Below are 20476 nucleotides of genomic sequence, written 5' to 3' on the forward strand. Positions count from 1 at the left end.
GTCCGATCAGTGGCGAGGAGTTGGCCTCGTGAGCCTCAGCCTCACCCGCCGATCAAATCCCAGAAATGCGTTGAACGCACGCCTGGGCTGGACTCTGTAGCCCTTAGGCTCTGATACACGCTTACAGGAAGCGCATTATCGTTGCCCAAGAGAAGAAATATCAGTCGACGGAGTCTGTCTTCCAAACCAGCTTACTGGTAGGCGCCCAATGGATGGGCCCCGTAGTGTGGACAGACTCGCCTTGGGAAGAAACCGCTACCGTGGTCGGCATGTCTTTAAGTTCAAACTCATAGATTGCTTCCATCCCCAGGTCTGCAAATGCGACCACGCGGGCATTCGTAATTGCCTGGGATACCAGGTAAGCCGCGCCGCCGACAGCCATCAGGTAGACTGCACCGTGTTGGCTGATTGCCTCGATAGCGATGGGGCCACGTTCCGATTTACCAATCATGCCGAGCAGACCCGTCTCGCTCAGAAGGCGCGGCGTGAACTTGTCCATCCGAGTCGACGTAGTAGGCCCTGCAGGGCCTACCACTTCCTCACGGACGGGATCGACAGGCCCAACGTAGTAAGTGCCGCCGAAACACATGCAGTGTTGCGTTTGCGGGATGGATTCAGCCTTGACCAAATGGTCTCCGAATACCGAGCCCTACGCTCCAGTGTATTGAGGCTGTGGCTGGCACAGGAGACTTCGGTTGAGCATCCCGAGCGCGTTGCTGAGATCATTCGCTTCAACGAGGCCATTGACCAGGCGTTGATGGAGTCTATTGCCGCGTATGGCAAAGCTGTCGAAACCACGCGTAAGCTCGTCCTGGGTGTTCTCGGCCATGATATGCGGGCGCCCCTGACGGCTATAACCATGGGGGCTGGTCTGCTCGCCAACGCCCATCAGATGGGGGTGAGGGAACAGAAAGTGGTCGGCCAGATTTCCGTAAGCGTCGAGCGGGCCAACGACATGGTCAACGACCTGCTCGATCTTGCCCGATGCAACCTCAGCACAGGGATACCCATACAGCGACAAACTTTTGAGCTGAGGGAATTGTGTACTTCGTTCGTAAAGGAGGTCAGCCTGGCTCACCCAGAGGCGACCATCGTCTTCGAAGGCATCTCTTCTCTGTCTGCCAGCTTCGATCCGCAACGTATGGGGCAGGTGATTTCCAACCTAGTCATCAATGCTATACGACATGGGGATGTGAAAAAGCCTATTCAGCTGCGGCTTACTGGATCCCACGGCGTAGCGCAGATTGACGTTCACAACTGGGGGAGCCCAATTTCGCCCGATGAGTTGCCCTACCTATTCAACCCCGAGGCTCGCTTGGCGCGGGCCACGGATGACTCAGAAAACACCCATGGATTGGGGCTGGGGTTGTTCATCGCCAATGAAATTGTCACGAGCCATGGAGGCACGATAGACGTGATGTCAAGCGATGAAGACGGCACAACCTTCAAGGTCGCTTTCCCTCAAGGAAGCTAAGATATTTTTCGAGCTTGGCGGCGGTTTCTACCGAAAATGAACATCCTATATACCCCACTTTCGCAATCTGCTGTTACAGCTTGACCGGCATGTATCGTTCTTGGTTCATGAGGTGGTGTCAGCGAGACAAGCTCATGCTCAGGAACGGAAAATATCCCCCATGGGCAAAGAAGCCCTGACTGTCGAGACGAATTTCCATATCTCGCATCAGGCAAAGACCCCCTTCCAGCATGCGTAAAGGCTGCTCGCGCAAGCGACGCGCGCGCCCATTGACCGGTGACCATCATGGGCTGAATGAAAAGGGCTGGATCCAATCTTGTATTTTTTCATGGTCAAACGTACAGTGATGGCCTCTTGAAGGCATCGTCAATGCTTCGCATGTCGCTGGCTGACAGGAACTGAGTGATTGCTGTTGTACCGGGCCAAGCACGCAGCAACCTGCCGTGCAAGAGGAGCGTTTGATCATGCAGGCATTGCTGTCTTACCTGATGGGGATCGGCACTAAACTCGTCAATTTCCTAACCCGAAAGCGCAACATTGGCTTGGGCATTGCGGCGGTTGGTGTCGGCATCATCGCCATCGTGGGGGCGGGCAGCTTCACCCTGGAATTCCATCAGTTCTTCGGGGTCATCGAAGCGTTCAAGTTTTCAAACGAGGGCGGACTGAGCGACTTCCTCAGCACCCTCTGTGCGTACTTTGGACTTCTGATCATCGCCATCGGTGTCTCCATGGCGTATAGCGACTGGCGCAATGAGCGCAAGGAGCGCGAAAGAAAGCGCGTAGTGGTAGTAGAACTGCGAGGCCTGGTGGATACCTCTGATCATCCATTGCTGGAAGCAGTCCCCGAAAGTCTTGTCGGTCAGCGTCGCAGTCTACTGCTGGATGTCAGGCAGAAGCTCTCATCAAACCCGCCTCAGGTTGCCCAGGTGCTGGATGAGATCTATCTGATGCCTCGCTTCCTAAGAAGCATCCGGGAAGAAAACGCCCGGGGGGATGTCCAAGTAGTCGCCGGCGGCATCATGCAGGTACCGCTGCTGTTCTTCACAGGCGTTGTGCTCGAAGACGAGGGTAATATCCTGGTCATGGAGTGGGATCGCATCAACTCTCGGTGGGGCGAACTTGCCGAAGCTGACTCCGGCGATCGCTTCGCCATCACCGGCCTGGAAAACGTTCAGCCGGGCGGTGAAGTGGTGGTGGCAGTGTCTGCGAGCTACGTGGCATCGCTCCCCGATATCGAAAAAGCATTTCCTGGCGTTCCACTGGTGCACCTGCGCCATCCCAAGGCACTGCCGAATCAGCTGTGGTACGCGGGCGAGAACGCCGCGTTGCAGAATCAATTCCTGCAGACCCTTGGCCAATTGGAAGGCCTGAAGGTTTCCATGGTGCACCTTATCCTGGCGGCGCCAGCCAGCATCTGTATCAACTTTGGCCGCCGATATGACCCGCACAACATGCCCCCGCTTCGTTGCTATCAATGGCAGCGTGCCGAAGAAAATCCATACCCCTGGGCCGTAGAGATGCCATCCGCACCTGAGCAGCCTGGCAAGTACGTCCAACACTTCCTTCCCGAATTTGATGCCACCAAGTGAGGTGAACATGGCTGTCCAGTCGCAACGGCGTTCCAAAGTGCTCCCAGGCTTGCGGGAAAAAAGCGAGGCCAGGCAGTGGGAGAGCTTCATCGTATCGATGCTGAAGAAGCTGGAGCTTCCTGAAGCCAAGCGGCAGGCGGCGGAACGCAGCTACAAGCGATTCGGCCTTCACATTGCGCACAAGCTCGGCATGTCCACCGATGATGTCCACGTCGTGGTGCAAGGCTCGATGCGCACCCAGACCACCATCGCTGGCGATGGGCGTGAAAATTTTGACCTCGACGTGGTCGTGAAGCTCAGCGGTTCCCGGTTCACGAACCTGACGCAGTCAGAAGGGTTCTTCCAGCTGTTCGGGGCAGCACTGGAAGGCATTGATGGAGCAGGGGAGCCAGAGCCAAAAAATCGTTGCTGGCGCCTCCCGTACCCGGGGGAGCCGTTCTACTTCGACGTGACACCAGCCATTCCTCTGTCAGCACATATCACGGGTACAGACCTACGCGTGCGCGATAAAACAAGCGTATGGAGCCCGTCCAACCCCGAAGATTTCGCCAACTGGTTCTGTGCAATCGCGGCGAAGCGCTTCCCGTTCCAGATGATCGCAATGGATGAAGCGATCAACATGCGTACCCAGGTGGATCCGATACCCAACGCGCCAGTGGCACTTGATGACATTTTGCGCCGGCTTGTTCAACTGATGAAGCTGCACCGCGATTACCATTTCAAGCGTCAGCCGGATCACATCCGCGAAACCAGTCCAATCTCGATCATCTTGGTGACACTGGCGGGCCAGGCTTACGACGATCTCCTGCAAAACCACCCTTATGGCCTGCATTCCTCGATTGAGGTGGTGATGGAAATCATTGCCCGGATGCCTGACTTCATTGATCGCAGCCATGGGATACGAGTTAACAACCCGGCTATGCCCGGCTTCGTGAAAGAGAACTTCGCGGATCGGTGGAATACCGACGGAGGGGCTCGCAACAAGAGTTTCAACGAGTGGCATGAGCGTCTGACCCAAGACCTTGAAGCGCTGTTCTCCGTTGGGCAAAGCAAAGCTGCAGAAGAGCGGGTAAGGGCGATCTTCGGTGAGACTGGGGTTCGTGCATGGAAAGGCAGCCAAGCGGCAGCAGCTCCCGCGGTCACTGCCCCTGCGATTCTGGCCGGCCTAAAGGCGTCGTCCCCGACATCCAGCTCTGGCCAGCCAGTGCAGCCGCGGAAAACTGGATCGAGGGATACCCTTGCCTGACGGGACTGTAGCGGTGACGCCCTTTGAAGCCGCTGCCGCGATTGTCAGGCAGTGGCTGGATGGAAACGGCGCCGTGTTTGCCAAGCGCTCAACTAAACCCCAGCGCGTCAAAATGGACGCTTGGGTGATCGAACTGGATCATCCAGCAGTGGGGAAACAATCGGTGCAACTGTCGATCCTATCGGACTTCCCGGTTACTCCTCCCTTGATTCATGTCGATCCATCACTCTGCTTGGTGTGGCCACATATTGAGGAGGATGGGAAGTTCTGTCACGGCGTTGAACCTGCTCCCGGGGACTTCGCATCACCGATTCAAGTGGTTGAAGATGTCCTCGACAGGCTAGCGCAGTTCTGGGTTAACACGCAGAATCAGGCTTGGCTTGAAAGCGAATTTCAAGCAGAGCGTCTGTCTTACTGGCTGCGTTTTTGCTCAATACGCCAAAAAGTATTGGGTTATCAGCCGCCGGCGACGACCCGAGTAATGATGCACCCGCTGTCACAGGTGACTGAAGGCACAGTGGCTGGCTACTTCCCTAAGGGGCAGAACGCTGGGACATCCGCTTTGGTGGTCACCCAGGGCAGTGAAGACCCTCATCAGCTGGCCCAACGGCACAGATGGGACTTCGGCACGTTAGCGCGTGGTTGCGCGCTATTCGTACCTCTCCCAGATGGTAGTCTCTGGACGCCTGTAGTCTGGCCCACCGACTTCGTGGGCCTTTCGGCCTTGGTCGACTACCTCGCAGATGAGCCGGGGCGGTTCACCAAATGGATCACCAAAGTCCGTGATGGCAAGAACAGGCAGCAATCACTGACCGTCATCTTCGCCGAAGCCACAGTCTGCTACGGCTATCTGATTTCGCCGTCCATGATTGATCGACTCATGCCACCCAGGGTCACTCCCTTCAGGGCAGAGCGTGTCGACGCAGACTGGGCATTGGCTCGAGATACTGGATTGGCGATTGTGCACAAACGACGAAGCTCGCGGGCCTTGCTATTGGGTTGTGGGTCGCTGGGTTCCCCTGTAGCCGAGCTACTGGCGCGGGCGGGGGTCGGCACGATCGATATCGTCGACAAGGAAGTTTTCGAGGCAGCTAATTGCGCTCGCCACGTATTAGGGGCCAATGCCATTGGCCAGGCCAAAGCTGACTCGGTCAGCCAGAGGCTTACCGCACTCATACCTCAAGTGAAGATCAATCCCTTCCATGAGACTGTCACCCAATGGCTAGCTGAGCACTGTGAGACAGACGCCTATGACCTCGTGATTGACTGCACGGGTGAAAGCACGACTAGAACCGTCCTATCTCTTCTTCGCGAAACGCTGCTGGGGGAATGCGCAACGGTGTATGCGTGGATGGAACCCTTCTGCGCTGCAGCCCATGTCGTCCACGTTTCAGCCAAGGATACATGGCCCGCTGATGACCCAGTTGAACGGGTGAATGTAGCGAGCTGGGGGGCTAACGGGGTGATAAAGCTTCCTGCATGTAGCACCAGTTTCAGCACCTATGGCGCTGCCGATGCCTGGCAAGCTGCTGGGTTCGTCACTGAGCGCGCGTTGTCGATTCTGGATGCGCCGGATTCACCCTCTCAGATTTGGAGCTGGGTGAGGGCCTCGAGCTTTTTTGAGCGTACTGGCGCCGCCACCAGGCTGAGTGATCTCGTGCCTCACTCTGATGATCCGTTTCATGCGGTTCAGATCATCAGGGACTTTCCGGAGACACTCAGCCATGCATGAGCACAGCCTGCGGTACCGAATTCCAGGCGCTCAATGGCAGATCGAGTTCCCCGCTGAATCTGTACTGATACTGAAGCAGCATGTCCAACACGATTTTAAAACCGCTGAGGCAGCAGGGCAGCTCTACACCAGGGACGTCAATGGCCCAGTGATACGCGTCGAGAGGGTTACCAATCCCGTTTCACGATGGGCTCGCTATGCCGGGGTGAAACTGGATCTCAAGGTTGTGAAGAAGGAGCGCGAGCGCTTGTTTCAAGAGGGGCTGCACTGCCTGGGTTTCTGGCATTCCCATCCCGAGGCCCAGCCACGCCCGTCGCAACCAGACCTTGCCATGGCTGCGGATCAGGCCCGTGCCGGCATTGATGACTTCGCGGGATTGCTTTTCGTGATCATAGGTAACGCTCCTTTTCCCCAGGGGCTTGCTGTCTGGGTGCATGACGGCTCCACGCTCTGGAGGGCCGAGCACGTCGTGGACTGAAGATAGGCTCACACACCAAGTGCGCGGTCGGCTAGGACGTCCTGCGCTGTAACCGTTATCCAGGATGACCCCCATGTCTCGCTTTGAAAGCATACTGACCAACATCGTCGCCCACTCAGCCCTGCCGCTGGATGCATATGAAACCGCAGTGGATCGCTACCAGGGGTTTGGAAAGTGGCTCGAGCGGGACGATTCCCCTCTTAAGGACAATGATATACACGCGTTCCCTCAGGGATCATTTGCTTTGGGAACCGCAGTTTCACCGGTAAATCCTGCAGATAGCTACGATCTCGACTTTGCGTTCAAATTCCGCAAGGACGTTTCGATCGACACGCATACCCAGAAGCAGATCAAGCTGATGCTTGAGCGCGAGTTGGAGCTCTATCGCCTCCACACCGGTATAGCAGAGCCCCTTGAGGAGAAGCATCGCTGCTGGCGACTTCTATACCCAAGCTTTCATTTGGATATCGTGCCTTGCATTCCCGCTCACGAAAAGCAGCGAAGCCTGTTGGTCGCCTCGATGGAGAGCATTGGTACCGCAACCGAGGAGGCTCAAAGCATTGCGTCGTTGGCCGTTCTGATCACGGACAATGAAAGTGCCACGTTTGAGCAGATTGATAGGAACTGGCTGGTGAGTAACCCTGATGGGTACGCTCGATGGTTTGCGGCCCGGTCACAGAACCTCAACTCAGTGTATTCGGCTGAGGCGTTTGTCGAAGCTGTTCCCTATTTCAGTCAATCCACCAACCTGCAGCGTGTTATCCAGCTACTCAAGCGACATCGCGACGTAATGTTCAAACTCGAACCCGACAGCAAGCCCATTTCTGTGATCATTACAACGATCGCTGCACAGGCATACCAACCTGCACAATCTCTGGAGCAGACGTTGGAAATGGCAATGGCGGGGCTACGCAGCTTCATTGGGAGCAATGTGCATGTCCTGAGGAATCCAGTCGACCCCAATGAGAACTTCGCCGACCGCTGGGATGATCCTCGCTACGCTGACCTTCAACTCAAGCAGAATTTCCACAATTGGGTCATACAGCTGGGAAAGGACATCGACTGGGCCTGCCCCGTGACAACGGACGCCAAGAAGCGATACTTACATCGCTATCTTGGAGGTTGTCATGTACCCAACCACTCGCCGCAATTACACCGATGAGTTCAAGATTCAGGCCGTTGCGCTGGCTGAAACGCTTGGCAGGACGGAAGCTGCTCGCCAGCTGGAGATGTCTGTGAAGACGTTGGACAACTGGGTCAACGCTTCCCGCAACGGCCAGCCGTTGAGCTCTCCTGACCGTCGCGCAATCACCAGAGAGGACAGCGAGTTAGCACGATTGCGAGCCGAGAACGCCGAGCTGAAACTGGAGCGTGAAATCCTAAAAAAGGCGGCGGTATTCTTTGCCAAAGAGTCCAGGTGAGATACGCCTTCGTCGCTGAAGAACGGGCTCAGTTCCCGGTGCGTCTGTTGTGCCGGGTAATGGGTGTCTCGGTTTCAGGGTTTTACGACTATCAGCATCGCCAAGGCCGTCCAGATCCGGATGCACAAATACGCATCGATCTACACAAGGTTTACGCGGCTAGCCGCAAGACTTATGGCCGACCACGGCTAGTCGAGGCGCTAAGGCAGCAGGCCTATGCGGTAGGTCATAAGCGCGTTGATCGGCTGATGCATGAAGAGCACATACAAGGCCGATCCAAGGGCGGTTTCAGGCCGTGCACCACCGACAGTCACCATGCGCTGCCAGTGGCGAGCAATTTATTGGGTCGTCAGTTCTCCGTTCAAAGCTCCACCCCAGCCTGGGTCAGTGATATCACTTACATCGCTACGAAAGAGGGCTGGCTTTATCTGGCAGTGGTACTGAGCATCCAAACCCGCCAGGTGCTAGGTTACAGCCTGGCGGACAGGATGCCTGACGACTTGGTCGAGCGCGCTTTTATGAACGCCTGGAACGCATGTTTGGGCGTCTACGGAGTGATTTTCCATTCCGATCAAGGGCGCCAGTACGCGAGCAGCAGGTTTCGTCTCGCTTTGGCCAAGAAGGGCTTCGCGCAAAGCATGAGTCGGAGAGGAAACTGCTGGGATAACGCCGTAGCTGAAAGTTTCTTCGCTACATTGAAGAGAGAGGAAGCCTGCGCGGTCTACCCCACAAAGAAACAGGCTCACCTGGCAATTGCCAGCTACATCCATGGGTTTTACAACAGCTGTCGACTGCATTCAGCACTGGGTTACCGTTCACCTAACGAATACGCAAAAGGCTTAAGGCAGTTGGCTCTGTAGCAAGCTTCTTGGCGTCCGCTGTCACGGGGCAGGCCCAGACTTTATCAAAGCCGCGCAAAGCGAGCAGGAGGCGATGAGTAGGGTCAGAGTAAAATTTGGGGTTGAGCTGAGTGAGTTGTTACCTTTTGAGGGTCTTGGCGGGACGGACGAGCCCTATGCCGCGCTGCCGACCACGTTTGTGACAGCGCCTCCACGGCCATGGGGGATAGGCCGGTGATTGACCCTTCCGTTGAAGATTTTCTCCTGACTAACCCAGGTATGGGATATGGCCCTGTAAGCCGAGGCGTCCAACACATCTCGGGACTTTTCAGATTTCGAGCCCGGTCGAGCCGCCTCTCTTACATTGAAGATGAGTTTTGGCTGCGTATTAGTCTCAGTGCCCCGCTGAAAACGGCGCTTCCAGAGGTTTTCGAGGAGGGCGGACGGATACCCAGGATTGCAGCCAACCATATAAATCCGGACGACTCGCTGTGCCTGGGTTCTCCACTGCGCCAACGTCTTGCTATGTGCGGTAGTACGACACTGCAATCCTTCGCAGAAAGCTGTGTGGTGCCTTTTCTCTACACACGAGTTCTGCGCGAGCAAGGCATGCACGTCTTTCCATTTGGAGAGCTTGAGCATGGGGCAGCTGGGCTGGCTGAGGACTATCAGGATATTTTCCAACTTGAAGAGCGGGCACAACTCGAGCCCCTGCTGAAGCTACTCCTCATGGATGCTGCAGCGGCTGACACAAAGATGTGCCCGTGCTGCGGTTCCAGGCCATTTGGCTCATGCCTCACAGGCATCAAAGCCCGCCTCATTGCAAGTGACTTCAGCCAGCAAGAACTCAGCACTGCGTACAGCCAGCTTTTTGATGAGTGATGGAAAGGGCCCTTTAGCCACGATAAGGATGCGGCACCTACCTGCGATGTGGTCAGACACCACGTCGACCCGATCAGGTGTTGCGGGCTCTGTATTTCGTTAATCCACAAACGCCAACTCGGTTTGCATGCCCGAGGAGCCGGTCGATCGGTGAGTGGCGGGGCGCGCTGGCATATTTCTCTGGCTGATCGTAGGGCTTTCCATTCCAGATACCCGCAATCCGGTAAGACCGTCACCCTGGTGGAGCGATGACAGCTCAGACTCCAATTTTCTGATCAGCTCCCCTACCGACTCACCCGAACTCTCACTCAATGTCAGCGTGAGCAATGTGAGGGGACTTAAGTCCAGGTGCTGGCTCAATTGCTCGAGCTTGTCCAACGTGATGCTGGATTTACCGGTTTCGAGCTTGGACAAGTAGGTGCGGCTGCTGACTTCAGCGAATCCCCGCTGACTCATATTGCGCGTCGTACGCAACGCTCGAAGCACGCTTGCAAACGCAGATTTCAGTGACATCCATCTTTCCCAAAATGAGATTACTGGTCAGATCATCATGCTGTTACGCGTTCATCATACCTTTTACGCCTGGAGGAGTACATTTGTACTCTTAACGAGTTCGCACGACGCCGCTGTGAGCGCCGTGGCAGAATGCTCGAGCCTGAGCAGCGGTCTCGCACCCTTTGACCGGAGGCTAAAGATGAAAGTGAGCAAAGGATCGCAGTCATGGAGCAGCTGAACAGAGCCAAGCGCTACCTGGGAAAAATAGAGCGCTTTTACAGTGGGGTGATCTCATCGGCCTGTCATGACGAGGACGCCTACCTTGACGATATGCTCTCCTTTTTCATCCACTGCTACCACGTTCGAGACTGGGCTATTCACGGCGCAGCACTGCACAGCCGATAGATCGACGCATTCATCAACAGTCATGAATCCTTGAAGATTTGCACGGATCTGGCCAACGGCTCAAAGCACTGCAAGCTTACGCGCGCACCACGGACTGGCTGTCAGCCGTCAATTGCCAACGGTGGAGTGGAGTACTCCACCTGGTACGCAAGGGATGGTGGTGGCGAGGGTCTGAAGTGCAGCTACGTCGTCATGAGCAACGGCGTCGCAATGGATGCCCTGCAGCTGGGGCGTGACTGCATAGCGCTCTGGGATCAATTCCTCGAAGGATCAGGCGCCCGGTAGACGAGCCTGTTTTTTCCCCCACACAACCATCGAATGATCTATCAACCCTCAACCACCGGGAATTGCCATGATCCCTTCGTCCCGCTTCGCAGAACACGCAACCAGTAGTATGAAGCTGATGAGCTTCTACCTCAGTCGTGATCGGGTGCTAGCGTTGCTCCACAATCAACAACTGCCCTCATACGTGAGGATGGCGCTTCAGGGGCAGAATGTCTCGATGGCCTCTGCCATCTTGTCTAATGAGCTTGGCGCCTACGTTCTGGATGCGATAACCACGAGCTCGATCAAGACGCTTGACCAGTTAGAGCGAGATGGCCAGCTCGCAGAAGGATCGTTGTTCATGCACTACGGCCAAGTGTCGGGTAAAGGATTTTCCTGGGCCAACAAGACGCCCGCTCTGTGTCTCACGGGCAGACTTGAGTATGCCTTGGCGGGTAAAAAGCTGATCGTCGATTTCACGAAAAATGGACTCATCAACGACACCGCCTACACACGCATGCAAGGTCTGACCCGCCTATTCATCTTTGGATATGTCACTCAAATTGACGACTACACCATCCGTGCTGTTCCGTACGTCATAGGGGATCTGGTCAAGGCAGCACCTGCATTTCCCGCCCCCATCATCACCACCTTGGAGTTGCGCCCTCAGGAAATCCAGCAGTTCGCGAGCATTAATGGCTCCGGGATGCCAAGAGGAGCGGAATTTCAGAGAATGAAGGAAGTGCCCGAACGCACCGTGAAGGCGCTGTTGTGCAGCCTGTTAGAGGAGCCCGACGTGCCGGCTGACTGGGGAGGGGAAGAATGTGATCTTCTCTCCAATAACCTTCTCGTTGGAGGCCAGCGCCAGCTCGGAGCGTTCCTTCTGAAGGGGCCGGCCAGGTTTCATGAAATGAAGCCCTCTGATCTGGGAAAAAATGCTGATCAGCTCTACCGGCTCTTCAATATTCCCGCTCAGATCTATGTAATTCAACACTGCCACAAGATCGGCGCTGCGGTGCGCAAACAGGCCTTGGCACTGGCGTTCACCCAAAATCTCGTTGCGCCCTGCCGTATCTGTTTTCTCGATGGCGTATCGACAGCACAACTGCTGCAGGCTAACGGATTATGGCCCTCCCGTAGCTAGCGAACTCGCCTGGGCAAATCCTCAGCAATAAATCAGAAAATCGAGGGTTTAGAGGTCTGACTTTTTCCAAATGTCATTAACAGTTGACCGCGCAATCCCCAGGCTCTCGGAAATTTCTCGCTTGGATTTTCCAGCAGCTTTTGCCTCTAGAACAGCTTGAACCTTGGCAGGATCGGTGCGACGCCCAGGGGTTTGGATGACGACATCGCCGTCTCGATAATGGTCAGCTATTTGGGCATCGATCCCCAGATCTGAGATTTTCTGTAGCTCCGAATTCAAGTAATCAACATATTGAGCAGGCGTCACGCCTTGCTCCAAGCGCGAGGCGTACGCCAGCAGTGCAACCGGGTCGATCCCGAGTCGACCAGCCAAAGTTTCCAGCGTGACGAGCGTCGCGCTTGCCTTCGCATTTTCCAGGTTATGGATGTGTCTGGCCTCGACTGCGCCGGAAAACTGCTCTTGAGACAGGCCTCGCGCGACACGAACGAGCCGAAGCACGGCAGCCAACGGGCGCATGAGCGACATGGGTAATCCTCGAAAACTGAGGATGTAGCCACATTGCCACCTACGGAACTATGCAATATAGTTCCTGTTAGCGTATGGCGAAGCGCCATATGCCATGTGCCTTCCAGATTAAAGGGCTGTCGTCTGGTCGGTAACAGCGCCCCCCTAATGTCTGGCGCTGACCGCATGATCAATAGACCCCTTCAAAAGCCCCTAGCAGATCGTGCGTAACAGCTACCACGGCACGCTGGGGCTCGCCTGGGCGTGATTGAACATGCCAGATCAGGCCGCTTTCCAATGGAGTGAAGCATGTCCGACGTCAGCATCGTCACCGGGAAACTCGAGGTTGTAGGCCCTTCAAGCGACAAACCTGACGGCTCCGAGTACACCTATCTCCGGTTCAGTCAAAAGAACGGGGCTACTAAACTGATGAAGAAGGTCGGGGTAGGGCAGTTGGTTGAGTCCTACCTGCGTCCGGGCATCGAAGGGCAATTTTTCTTCGTCAAACTGGGACGCCTCGGGCACATCCTCTTCGCGGTGAAAACTACAGACGGGCAGAAGATCTATGAGGAAAATGGATTCTCAAGCTGGATCAGAAAGATGCGCCTGAGTGCCTTCGTACTCCTTTTACTGTTCTTACCGCTTAGCTTCGTGGGGCTGCTGATGGGAGGGTATCTCGGGGTCATCGTGCCAATCGGCTTCGTCTACGTCATGTGGAAGCTCGCAGTGTCGTTCCCTAAAGTGCTCAACGAGAAGTTCCTGCGTGAGCACCTCGATCAGCAAGGCTTCGCGAGCTGACTAGGGACTCTTGTTCCGCGCTGGCACAATCCCAGCGCGGCCATCACTTACAGTCTCAGGGAAAAGATCTGGTGGCGCGTTCAGCGGACAGACTTTTCGATCAAATGAAGAACGATCGCCGCTACGTTTCTCGCATCATCGATTCCGCGATGGTACGTTCCTGACCAAGGCAACCCCAACTGCTCCACGCTGGGCTTCAAGCCACCTGGCCGCTTCGCATAGACCTGCTCAAACCAGTCCTTGACGTTGTAATGCGCGAGAGCCTCCAGAATGCTGGAGCTCTGATTGATTCTCCCATCGCGCCGAATCTGGGTAGCGTCGTATTTACCCCAGGATACCCAGGCAGCGTTTTCGTAGCTCCTCGAGAAATCATCAACCTGCTGCATGACCTCGACAAACCCTGGCGCTGTATCAATATCGCGTTGGTTGATCGTGGTGAGTGCTTTGCAAAATGATGTGAGGAGGGGGTGCAGGCGTGGTCGGATGAAGCTCTGAAAGCTGTCCACCACACGGTGTTCTCGCTGATCCACTACCACTAGACCAAGCTCAATTGTCTCCATTTCATCAGGCGTTACGATCAGCGGCCTGGCAGGCTCGTCCTGCCCCACATCATCGCAGGTGGCTTCGAGGTCTACGCAGAAGAGGTACCGATAGCGGCTGATGCATTGCTGAATATTCTCTTGAGGATAATGGTGGGGCATGGAATTGCGCTCGATCAGTCGGTTTCATCAGGCTATCCAGTTCTCGGCAACGCTGGCAATGCCTGAACCAATGCGCCACCGAGGCGTCTTGTGAACGAACAATCGCTCACGAAGCGAGAAGCTCAGTTTTCGAAAGCCCCCACTTACCTTAGGCACCAGCGCCTTCTTTGTGAGTCGGCGCGGGAGCCAGCATCACGCCCGCGGATCAATCCGCGGTTTCTTTAAGCACCAAGGCAGCCCCTTTGGCCAGCCCCCCTATAGCCACCTGACCTTTAGGTGTCCAGGGAAGGTTTTTGGTTGGATTGATATAGATGCGAAGCTCAGTCTCATATCCTTCCTCCAGGCCAGAGACGATGACCAGGTAGAAGTTGGTTTTGCTTTCTTCAGCGCGGCGGAACTCGGCTTCGGTGAGGGTGATTTCACCAGGCGCTCCGCGAGCGAACGACTTCATCTCGATGAATGTGCTCTTATCCAAAGCTCCGTCAGCACCGATTCCTCTGCAGGACTGTAAATCAACCAGCACAGCATCGTCCCGCTGCAACGAAGCTTCCAGATAAGCCCACGCTTTGGTCTGCAATTCTGCGGAGGAGTACTGCTTGTAGGCGCTTTCTGGCACCGACGTAGAAGGTGCTCTTTTGGGTGTAACGGGCGGCTTTGACAAAGGGTCAGTTTTGCGCGGCTGCGGCCCCTTATGTGCAAGGCTGCTCCCATCTACGGTTTCGACAGTAAATTGGAAGTCGTGAGGCAGCGCCTTCAGCTTACGTGTCTGGATGGGGCGCTCAGCACTGTCCGTGATAGACGTAGCGCCGGCATCCCGCTTGATGATGCGTTTACGATTACTGCCTTTCAAACGCTCCTGTTCGGCAATCAACATGTCAAGACTGGTCTCCTCAGCATCAGTCGCCAGATTGATGTCGGGGAAGTATTCCCGGTCTTGGCTGGTAGCCCAGGCGGAAACCCACGCGAGCGCAATTTCACGCATGCACGTACCATCGCCCAGACCCGCGATCGCGACGCCCCCATACTCGCTCCTGCCGATGAATTTCTCGTCATCGAAATGCACCGCGAGATCGGATAAGTGGGAGTAGGCATGTAGCTGAATAGAAATTTGCCGCGCCCCCTGGGGGGCTGCGTTAACGATCAGCTGTCCTGGCAGATGCATATTGAGTGTCGCGTTTTCAAACCGATTCCAAGGCTCCATCGCTTTGTAAGAGCGCTCATCATCTCTCGCAAGATCAGCTTTCAGTATGCGAAGTGCAGCTTGGAAACGGAATTCGAGCTCGTCATTGGTCACATTCGTTTTCGCCGGGGCAGCTGCAGCGAATGGGAGTCGCTCCAGGCCCGCAGCGTTCACGAATCGAGAAATGGTGTCAGCCGCACAGGGTGGCGTCCACAAGGCGATCTTTTCGGATCGAAGATTTGAGTAGTGTGAGTAATACAGAGGACGCTTGGTTGTCCAGGTATCGCCTGACCGTAATGGCAGCAGGCTCAGGCTTCGACGATCTGCGGCAGTCGCTTTGTCCAGCTGCCTGTCCATGTGCCGATAGATGTCCAGCAACAATGCGTCGTGCTTCGGGTCGTACGCGGTTTTCGCTAGGGATTCCAGCTCACGAATACAGCTTTTCAAGTCAGGATGACTGATGCCCAACGCGTTCCACAAAGGGGTAAGGCTGCGGTCATACAGAACGAAAGGTTGTCTGCCATGGAAGATGTCTTTGCCGGCAAAGACCGCTCGCATGCTGAACCATTCCTTGCTGCCCCTGGAGGTTGTGACGCAGGGCGCAATCAGCCCTTTTTGAGAGCGCTGAATGCCAAATTTGCCACGTAGGCTTCCCGCCTGCATGTCGCCGATCATCGCTTCATGCGCGACGGTAGAACCGCCCTGTGGGCAATGACCAGCCAGAGCCTTGTACAACCTCATCAGGCTGACGTCATCAGATGACGACGTGCTCCTGGCACGCTCAAGAGCCGCTACCAGCTGTGAAACGGGCGGATTGACGCGCATTCCCAGCGCGCGCGCAAATTCGCTATTGGCGTCGGTTTCTGTCAAGCCACTGGCAAAATCCGTGTGATGCTCGTACATCGCGAGTGTGACCTTCGTCTCGACGATGAGGGTGCCAGGTTTACACGGTGTACCTGCGTAGTTGGGGTACCACGCATTGTCAATCAACCTTCCGAGCCACGTGGTGGGCACCGGCGAGCTATCGCTCCTGCCGCTTTCTCGGTAAGCGAAGGTTCTGCTATACGGCTCGAAGGAGAGCCAGTTGCTGTCGATACAGCGAAACAGGGCTATCGCTCTTTCAACGGCGGTGGGGGCGGCCACTGGCGCCGAAGCACGAGATTTTCCGCCTCTGCGCGATACAGGTTGGGCTGGGCTCTGGCGAATGTGGCGTATGACGGCATCAAGATCAGGCGAGGCGAAATCACGCCGCAGGCCGCCGCGTGCTCGGCCCAGGAAACGGCGTGCTGCATATTGGGACGGGAGCACGATGTGTGCGGAGTCCGTCGTGGCTTCAACAAGGCGAGGAGAAACCTCGGCGCCCAGCAGTGACAGAAAGCGCTTTACACCTCGCTTTCGACTGGTAGCAACTGAATCGCCCTGGATGCCCCGTTGTTCTGCTCTGCTGATTTTGAACACCTCGGCATAGCTGGGGGACGCCCATAGCAGCTCAGGGGTGGTTCCAGCTGCCTTCGACCACGTATCTTGCGAATCAGCGATGGAGGCTGGCAGGTATACGCTGGTCGGCGAGGCGAGCACCTTCGAAACTGTTGATCGACCATCCTCGAGTGCAACATAGCTGAACGCGTCAATCAGCAGTGCCGCGCCTACCTCCGAGCCCAAGTCACTGTTCTTGGTATCAACGTGCTCAAACAGGTCTCGCAGATCGAGTAGGTCTTGTTTATCGGCTGTGATGGGATCTTGCGCGAATCGCCTGGCAAACGCTTCAAGCACGTCCTGGGCGGCTACGGCTGTCTTGTAATTGGCGTTCTCTGATAGCCACTCGATGAGGGAGGCGTACGGTGTAGCAAGCAGAAGAGGGTGAACTACATTCGTCAGATGATGGCGAGCTGCAAAGCCAATTGCGGGTGGCTGCCCCGTTAGCCACGAGTCGGCTTCGTCTTCGGCTTTGGCTTGTGTACGCCGCCCGCTTGCAAGCGGCACCCATTGAGCGCCCAGCAGCAGATAGTCTTCGTCCAGTTCGAGGCATTTTATAGCCATGTCCAGGAACCACGCCGGCGATTTTTGCTCGAATCCGTCCTGGTCACAGTGTTCGAATACATCCGCAAGCGCGAGAGCGTGTGAAATGGAGAGCGCTTTCAGGACGACACGCCAACGTCCATCTCTGTCCCGCATCCACTCGGGCAGCATCGGCAACCCGCTCACCGCGAGGTGGTCAGCTTCCGTCAGCATCCCGTCGATCGACTCATCGCAGTACGAAATCTGACTCAGCGCATAGCGGCCATCAATGAGGGTGGGACACGCTTTGAAAGCCTCAATCGCTTTGCTCCATTGTTCATGGAACAATTTGTTGAGCCAGTCCGAACTGCTGTCCGTCTTCGCGCCGACAGGGATGGCCAGCCAAGCAAGCGTATTGCGTTGCTGGGCTAGATAGATGGCCAGCTCACCTAAAAACTGCCCGGATGCCTCAGTCAACCACTGGTTCCAGGCGCCGTGAATCATGTCCTCTCGGGAGGTGGACGGGTCAAACTGTGCGTCCAGAGAAAACGCCGCATTGGTGTGAATCTTGGTGGGCAGCGCGATGTGGATTCGTCCATGAGCCCTACCATCTACCGGTATCGCAACACCAATGGGCGTGAAATCGCCGGTCGCCTTGGCAGCGCGTGCCTTACCGGCTGGAACCTTCACGTCACAAACGAAGCGCTCCCAAAGGTTGTCGTCCACCAGGAAGGTTGAGTGAGTGACACGGCTCTGCTGCTTACCAAGTGCGAGTTTGAAATGGCGATCGGGTTGAGTCTGCTGGATTGCAAGATGCTTGAGCGAAATGCCCTCATCCAGATCGAATAAGGTGATCGCGCGGACGTTATCCAGGAAAACCAAGTCACTGGGGGCCCAATCATCGAACCAGGCTTCCAGAGAATCGATGTCATAGTCTGGAGAGAGATCGACGCTCACCATGGTATGACCGGCGTTGGGGTCGTAAAAACCCCTGATCGCCTCGGCTTCCTCCACCATGGCCACGTGGTCATCGCGTGAGCCGAAATGGAAGGGGGCGCTGTGGACTGTCAGGTTGTCGCCGAGCTGGGTGAGGGTTTTGAGGCCGATCCCGAACCGCCCTTTAAGCACCGCTGACTGCTGCTTGGTGGAATAGAACGGGTAGATCATCGGTAGCACGTGGGGCAGTTCAACGGGCAGACCGTTATGGACGATCACCAGCTGCTTATTGCCTTGAACCGTTTGCACCCCGAACTGCACGGCAGTGGCATCAAGGTCATCAGCATTCTGGATAACCTCGCGAAGCCCTTGGTAGGGGTCGGTATTCAACCGTTTGGCGCCCTGATTGCCGCCCTTGAGGAGGGTGGTCAGGATCTCGGGCTGCTCGCGCTGAAGCTTAACAAACTCAGTTAACGCGGCATTCGCATACGCTTTGCTGCGCAGCGTCGTTTCCTTGAAGGTAGAAGCTGAGTTGAAGCAGGCTGTAGCGTGCAAGCGTCCGAGTTGCTCGTCCATAATGGACTACTCCATGAAGGCATTTTGAGATCGGTCGAGCATAGACCGGCTTTGGGGCGAGTTCCATGGATGCAGTACGCTTCAAATGAGTGCCGCCACTGATGTCTGAGGGCGACCAGAGGATTGCTCTGTTCGTATTTGCATACCTTGCCAAAAAAGCCAGAGTCCAGGCCTTCGCCCGCATCCATTGGCCTTCGCAATGACGCGCGCCTATCGGCACTACTAGCGATTGAGTGCCTCCGTCGCCGGCGGCTCCTGGCTGACCTCGCACGCTGGCGGAGCAGGTGTTTTTTGCTAATGCACTTGCCTACACGTGGACGGGTAGCTGTTGCGGGGAAACTCATCAACGGCTTTATCCATAGCCTTTTTCGTGGGGCGTCAATCAGCCACTGAACTCATATCTGGATCCGGCGCGGCGTCAAACGCTGCAAGGTATCGCACTGGGCAACCGTGACTGATTGCGTTCTCTCGGAGCCTGTGCGAAAAATGCTGGCCTGTAGCCACCGATGGTGACCCAGGGCGCGCCTCATATTGCACTCAAGGCCGGTAGTGGCGCACGGAACCAATCCAGGACAAGCGAGGCAAGGATGCGTAGGTTGATTTCACTGCTGGTGATGTACTGCCTCTTCAGCATGCTGCTTATCGCGGCGATCGGGATGGCGACGACGAGCCTGTTGGCAGGCTTGGCCATGTTGATAGCTGCGCTGCTGTTCCTGCCGCCAGTCAACGATTGGTTTACCGCCAAGACAGGCAAACCACTAACGCCAGCCTTTCGATTTCTGGGCCTCATAGGACTTATCGTTCTGTCGAACGCCGCGCTCAACGCACAGTTGAAGCAGGACAACATAGACCGAGAAGTGAGGGCCGCTGCTGATCAGAAGCAACAAGCGGAGAAGGAAGCCCAGGAGCAGCGTGAGTATTTGGCAGCTCATCGCCCGCAAATTCTGCAAGAGATGCAGGGCAAGGTGGCGAACAAGGATTATCAAGCAGCGGCGGTGCTGGCCCGAAAGTACCAGGGGCTGGGAGATGCGGAAGTGGATGCAATCGCAAAAACTGCATTGGAGGGCGAAAAATCACTCCTGGATCAACAGCGCAAAGCTTCCCTTGTAGCCACGCTGAAAACGTTGAAACCACAGCAATACCAAGAGCTCGCCAGCACCTATCGCCAACTGGCCGCCCTGGAGCCTGACAACGCTCGCTATATTTCAGAGGCTAAACGCCTCGCCCAGCTCGTTACCGATCAGGAAGCTATTGCCAAGCAAAAGGCTGCCGAGCATGAGGCCCGAGAGACGCAGCGCAATGCCGGCCTGCTATGGAACTACGTGGAGTCGGATGACTCAATGACGGGCAAAAAGATCAAATTCGCGGTGGTCGATTCGACGAATTCCGTGGATTTTGGTTTCCCGTACAACGGCTCTCAGCGCGGCAAGCTCAGCCTGCGTAAGCATCCCCGCTGGGGCGAGTCGGCATACGTCTCGCTGGAGAAAGGACAGTTCGTCTGCGGTTACGACAACTGCAACCTTCGAGTGCGCTATGGAGAGGGTGCACCTCAGCGGCTCAGCGCTTCGGAGCCTAGCGATCACAGCACGAATCTCCTGTTCATTACCAATCACAAGCAGTTCATAGCGCAGGTCAGGAAAGTCAACAAAGTCTACATAGAGGCGGAGTTCTACCAAGAAGGCAATCGGGTGTTCGAATTCAACGTCAGCGAGCTCAACTGGTGACAGATCTGCCAGTGAGCAATACCTTCCAGCCTGCCTGCACATCGGAGTGCATACGGTGGACTACTTTCACGTGACGGGCGATGGCTGGAT

At 55.9% G+C, this 20476-nt stretch carries 17 protein-coding genes and 1 pseudogene; 13 read left to right on the forward strand and 5 right to left on the reverse strand.

The window, feature by feature from the left end; translation table 11 throughout:
- Positions 1 to 160 precede the first annotated feature (160 nt).
- A pseudogene (locus APH28_RS00065) lies at positions 161 to 571 on the reverse strand (fumarate hydratase C-terminal domain-containing protein); the annotation flags it as partial.
- A gap of 57 nt (positions 572 to 628) precedes the next feature.
- Between APH28_RS00065 and APH28_RS00070 the strand changes: the two are divergent.
- The 9 genes from APH28_RS00070 (at position 629) to APH28_RS28505 (ending at position 9661) form a co-directional block, all read left to right on the forward strand.
- Complete coding sequence (locus APH28_RS00070) at positions 629 to 1474, forward strand: sensor histidine kinase KdpD (protein WP_060506958.1); 846 nt, start codon at positions 629 to 631, stop codon at positions 1472 to 1474.
- Between the two features lie 464 nt (positions 1475 to 1938).
- The gene (locus APH28_RS00075; RefSeq protein WP_060506960.1) at positions 1939 to 3063 is read left to right on the forward strand and encodes an SAVED domain-containing protein; all 1125 of its coding nucleotides are present in this window, start codon (positions 1939 to 1941) and stop codon (positions 3061 to 3063) included.
- A gap of 7 nt (positions 3064 to 3070) precedes the next feature.
- Positions 3071 to 4309, forward strand: coding sequence for a nucleotidyltransferase (locus APH28_RS00080; protein WP_060506963.1), 1239 nt, complete (start codon positions 3071 to 3073; stop codon positions 4307 to 4309).
- Positions 4302 to 6041: a ThiF family adenylyltransferase gene (locus APH28_RS00085; protein WP_060506965.1), complete on the forward strand. Its 1740-nt coding sequence runs from the start codon at positions 4302 to 4304 to the stop codon at positions 6039 to 6041. The genes APH28_RS00080 and APH28_RS00085 overlap by 8 nt, the downstream gene beginning before the upstream one ends.
- A complete protein-coding gene (locus APH28_RS00090) occupies positions 6034 to 6519 on the forward strand; it encodes a Mov34/MPN/PAD-1 family protein (protein ID WP_060506967.1) in 486 nt (161 codons plus the stop codon). Before APH28_RS00085 ends, APH28_RS00090 begins: the two co-directional genes overlap by 8 nt.
- 73 nt (positions 6520 to 6592) lie before the next feature.
- A complete protein-coding gene (locus tag APH28_RS00095) occupies positions 6593 to 7681 on the forward strand; it encodes a nucleotidyltransferase (protein WP_060506969.1) in 1089 nt (362 codons plus the stop codon).
- A complete protein-coding gene (locus APH28_RS00100; protein WP_023661668.1) occupies positions 7647 to 7940 on the forward strand; it encodes an IS3 family transposase in 294 nt (97 codons plus the stop codon). Before APH28_RS00095 ends, APH28_RS00100 begins: the two co-directional genes overlap by 35 nt.
- Complete coding sequence (locus tag APH28_RS00105; RefSeq protein ID WP_004577668.1) at positions 7937 to 8800, forward strand: IS3 family transposase; 864 nt, start codon at positions 7937 to 7939, stop codon at positions 8798 to 8800. Before APH28_RS00100 ends, APH28_RS00105 begins: the two co-directional genes overlap by 4 nt.
- Before the next feature lie 213 nt (positions 8801 to 9013).
- Positions 9014 to 9661 (forward strand): hypothetical protein, encoded by a 648-nt coding sequence (locus tag APH28_RS28505; protein ID WP_156340840.1) that lies wholly within the window; start codon positions 9014 to 9016, stop codon positions 9659 to 9661.
- 99 nt (positions 9662 to 9760) lie between these two features.
- Here APH28_RS28505 and APH28_RS00115 read toward each other — a convergent pair whose 3' ends face one another.
- Positions 9761 to 10174 carry a helix-turn-helix domain-containing protein gene (locus APH28_RS00115; RefSeq protein WP_082432227.1) on the reverse strand — a complete coding sequence of 138 codons (414 nt, stop codon included), beginning with the start codon at positions 10172 to 10174 and terminating at the stop codon, positions 9761 to 9763.
- A gap of 207 nt (positions 10175 to 10381) precedes the next feature.
- Between APH28_RS00115 and APH28_RS00120 the strand changes: the two genes are divergently transcribed.
- Positions 10382 to 10561, forward strand: coding sequence for a hypothetical protein (locus APH28_RS00120; protein ID WP_060506973.1), 180 nt, complete (start codon positions 10382 to 10384; stop codon positions 10559 to 10561).
- A 352-nt stretch (positions 10562 to 10913) separates the two neighbouring features.
- Entirely contained in the window at positions 10914 to 11969 is a 1056-nt protein-coding gene (locus APH28_RS00125) for a methyltransferase (RefSeq protein WP_256248176.1), read from the forward strand.
- A 48-nt stretch (positions 11970 to 12017) separates the two neighbouring features.
- Here the strand turns inward: APH28_RS00125 and APH28_RS00130 are convergent, their stop codons facing one another.
- Positions 12018 to 12494 (reverse strand): helix-turn-helix domain-containing protein, encoded by a 477-nt coding sequence (locus APH28_RS00130; protein WP_060506975.1) that lies wholly within the window; start codon positions 12492 to 12494, stop codon positions 12018 to 12020.
- A gap of 288 nt (positions 12495 to 12782) precedes the next feature.
- Here APH28_RS00130 and APH28_RS00135 point away from each other — a divergent pair, with 288 nt between their 5' ends.
- Positions 12783 to 13271, forward strand: coding sequence for a hypothetical protein (locus APH28_RS00135; protein ID WP_060506977.1), 489 nt, complete (start codon positions 12783 to 12785; stop codon positions 13269 to 13271).
- Positions 13272 to 13351: 80 nt separating this feature from the next.
- Here the strand turns inward: APH28_RS00135 and APH28_RS00140 are convergent, their stop codons facing one another.
- Together APH28_RS00140 and APH28_RS00145 are read right to left on the reverse strand one after the other, a co-directional pair.
- Positions 13352 to 13972 carry a 3'-5' exonuclease gene (locus APH28_RS00140; RefSeq protein WP_060506979.1) on the reverse strand — a complete coding sequence of 207 codons (621 nt, stop codon included), beginning with the start codon at positions 13970 to 13972 and terminating at the stop codon, positions 13352 to 13354.
- Positions 13973 to 14177: 205 nt separating this feature from the next.
- Entirely contained in the window at positions 14178 to 18662 is a 4485-nt protein-coding gene (locus APH28_RS00145) for a protein NO VEIN domain-containing protein (RefSeq protein ID WP_060506981.1), read from the reverse strand.
- A 596-nt stretch (positions 18663 to 19258) separates the two neighbouring features.
- Here APH28_RS00145 and APH28_RS00150 point away from each other — a divergent pair.
- Positions 19259 to 20386 (forward strand): hypothetical protein, encoded by a 1128-nt coding sequence (locus APH28_RS00150; protein ID WP_060506983.1) that lies wholly within the window; start codon positions 19259 to 19261, stop codon positions 20384 to 20386.
- Positions 20387 to 20476: the final 90 nt, after the last annotated feature.

The organism is Pseudomonas sp. NBRC 111124 (assembly GCF_001320245.1).
GTDB lineage: Bacteria > Pseudomonadota > Gammaproteobacteria > Pseudomonadales > Pseudomonadaceae > Aquipseudomonas.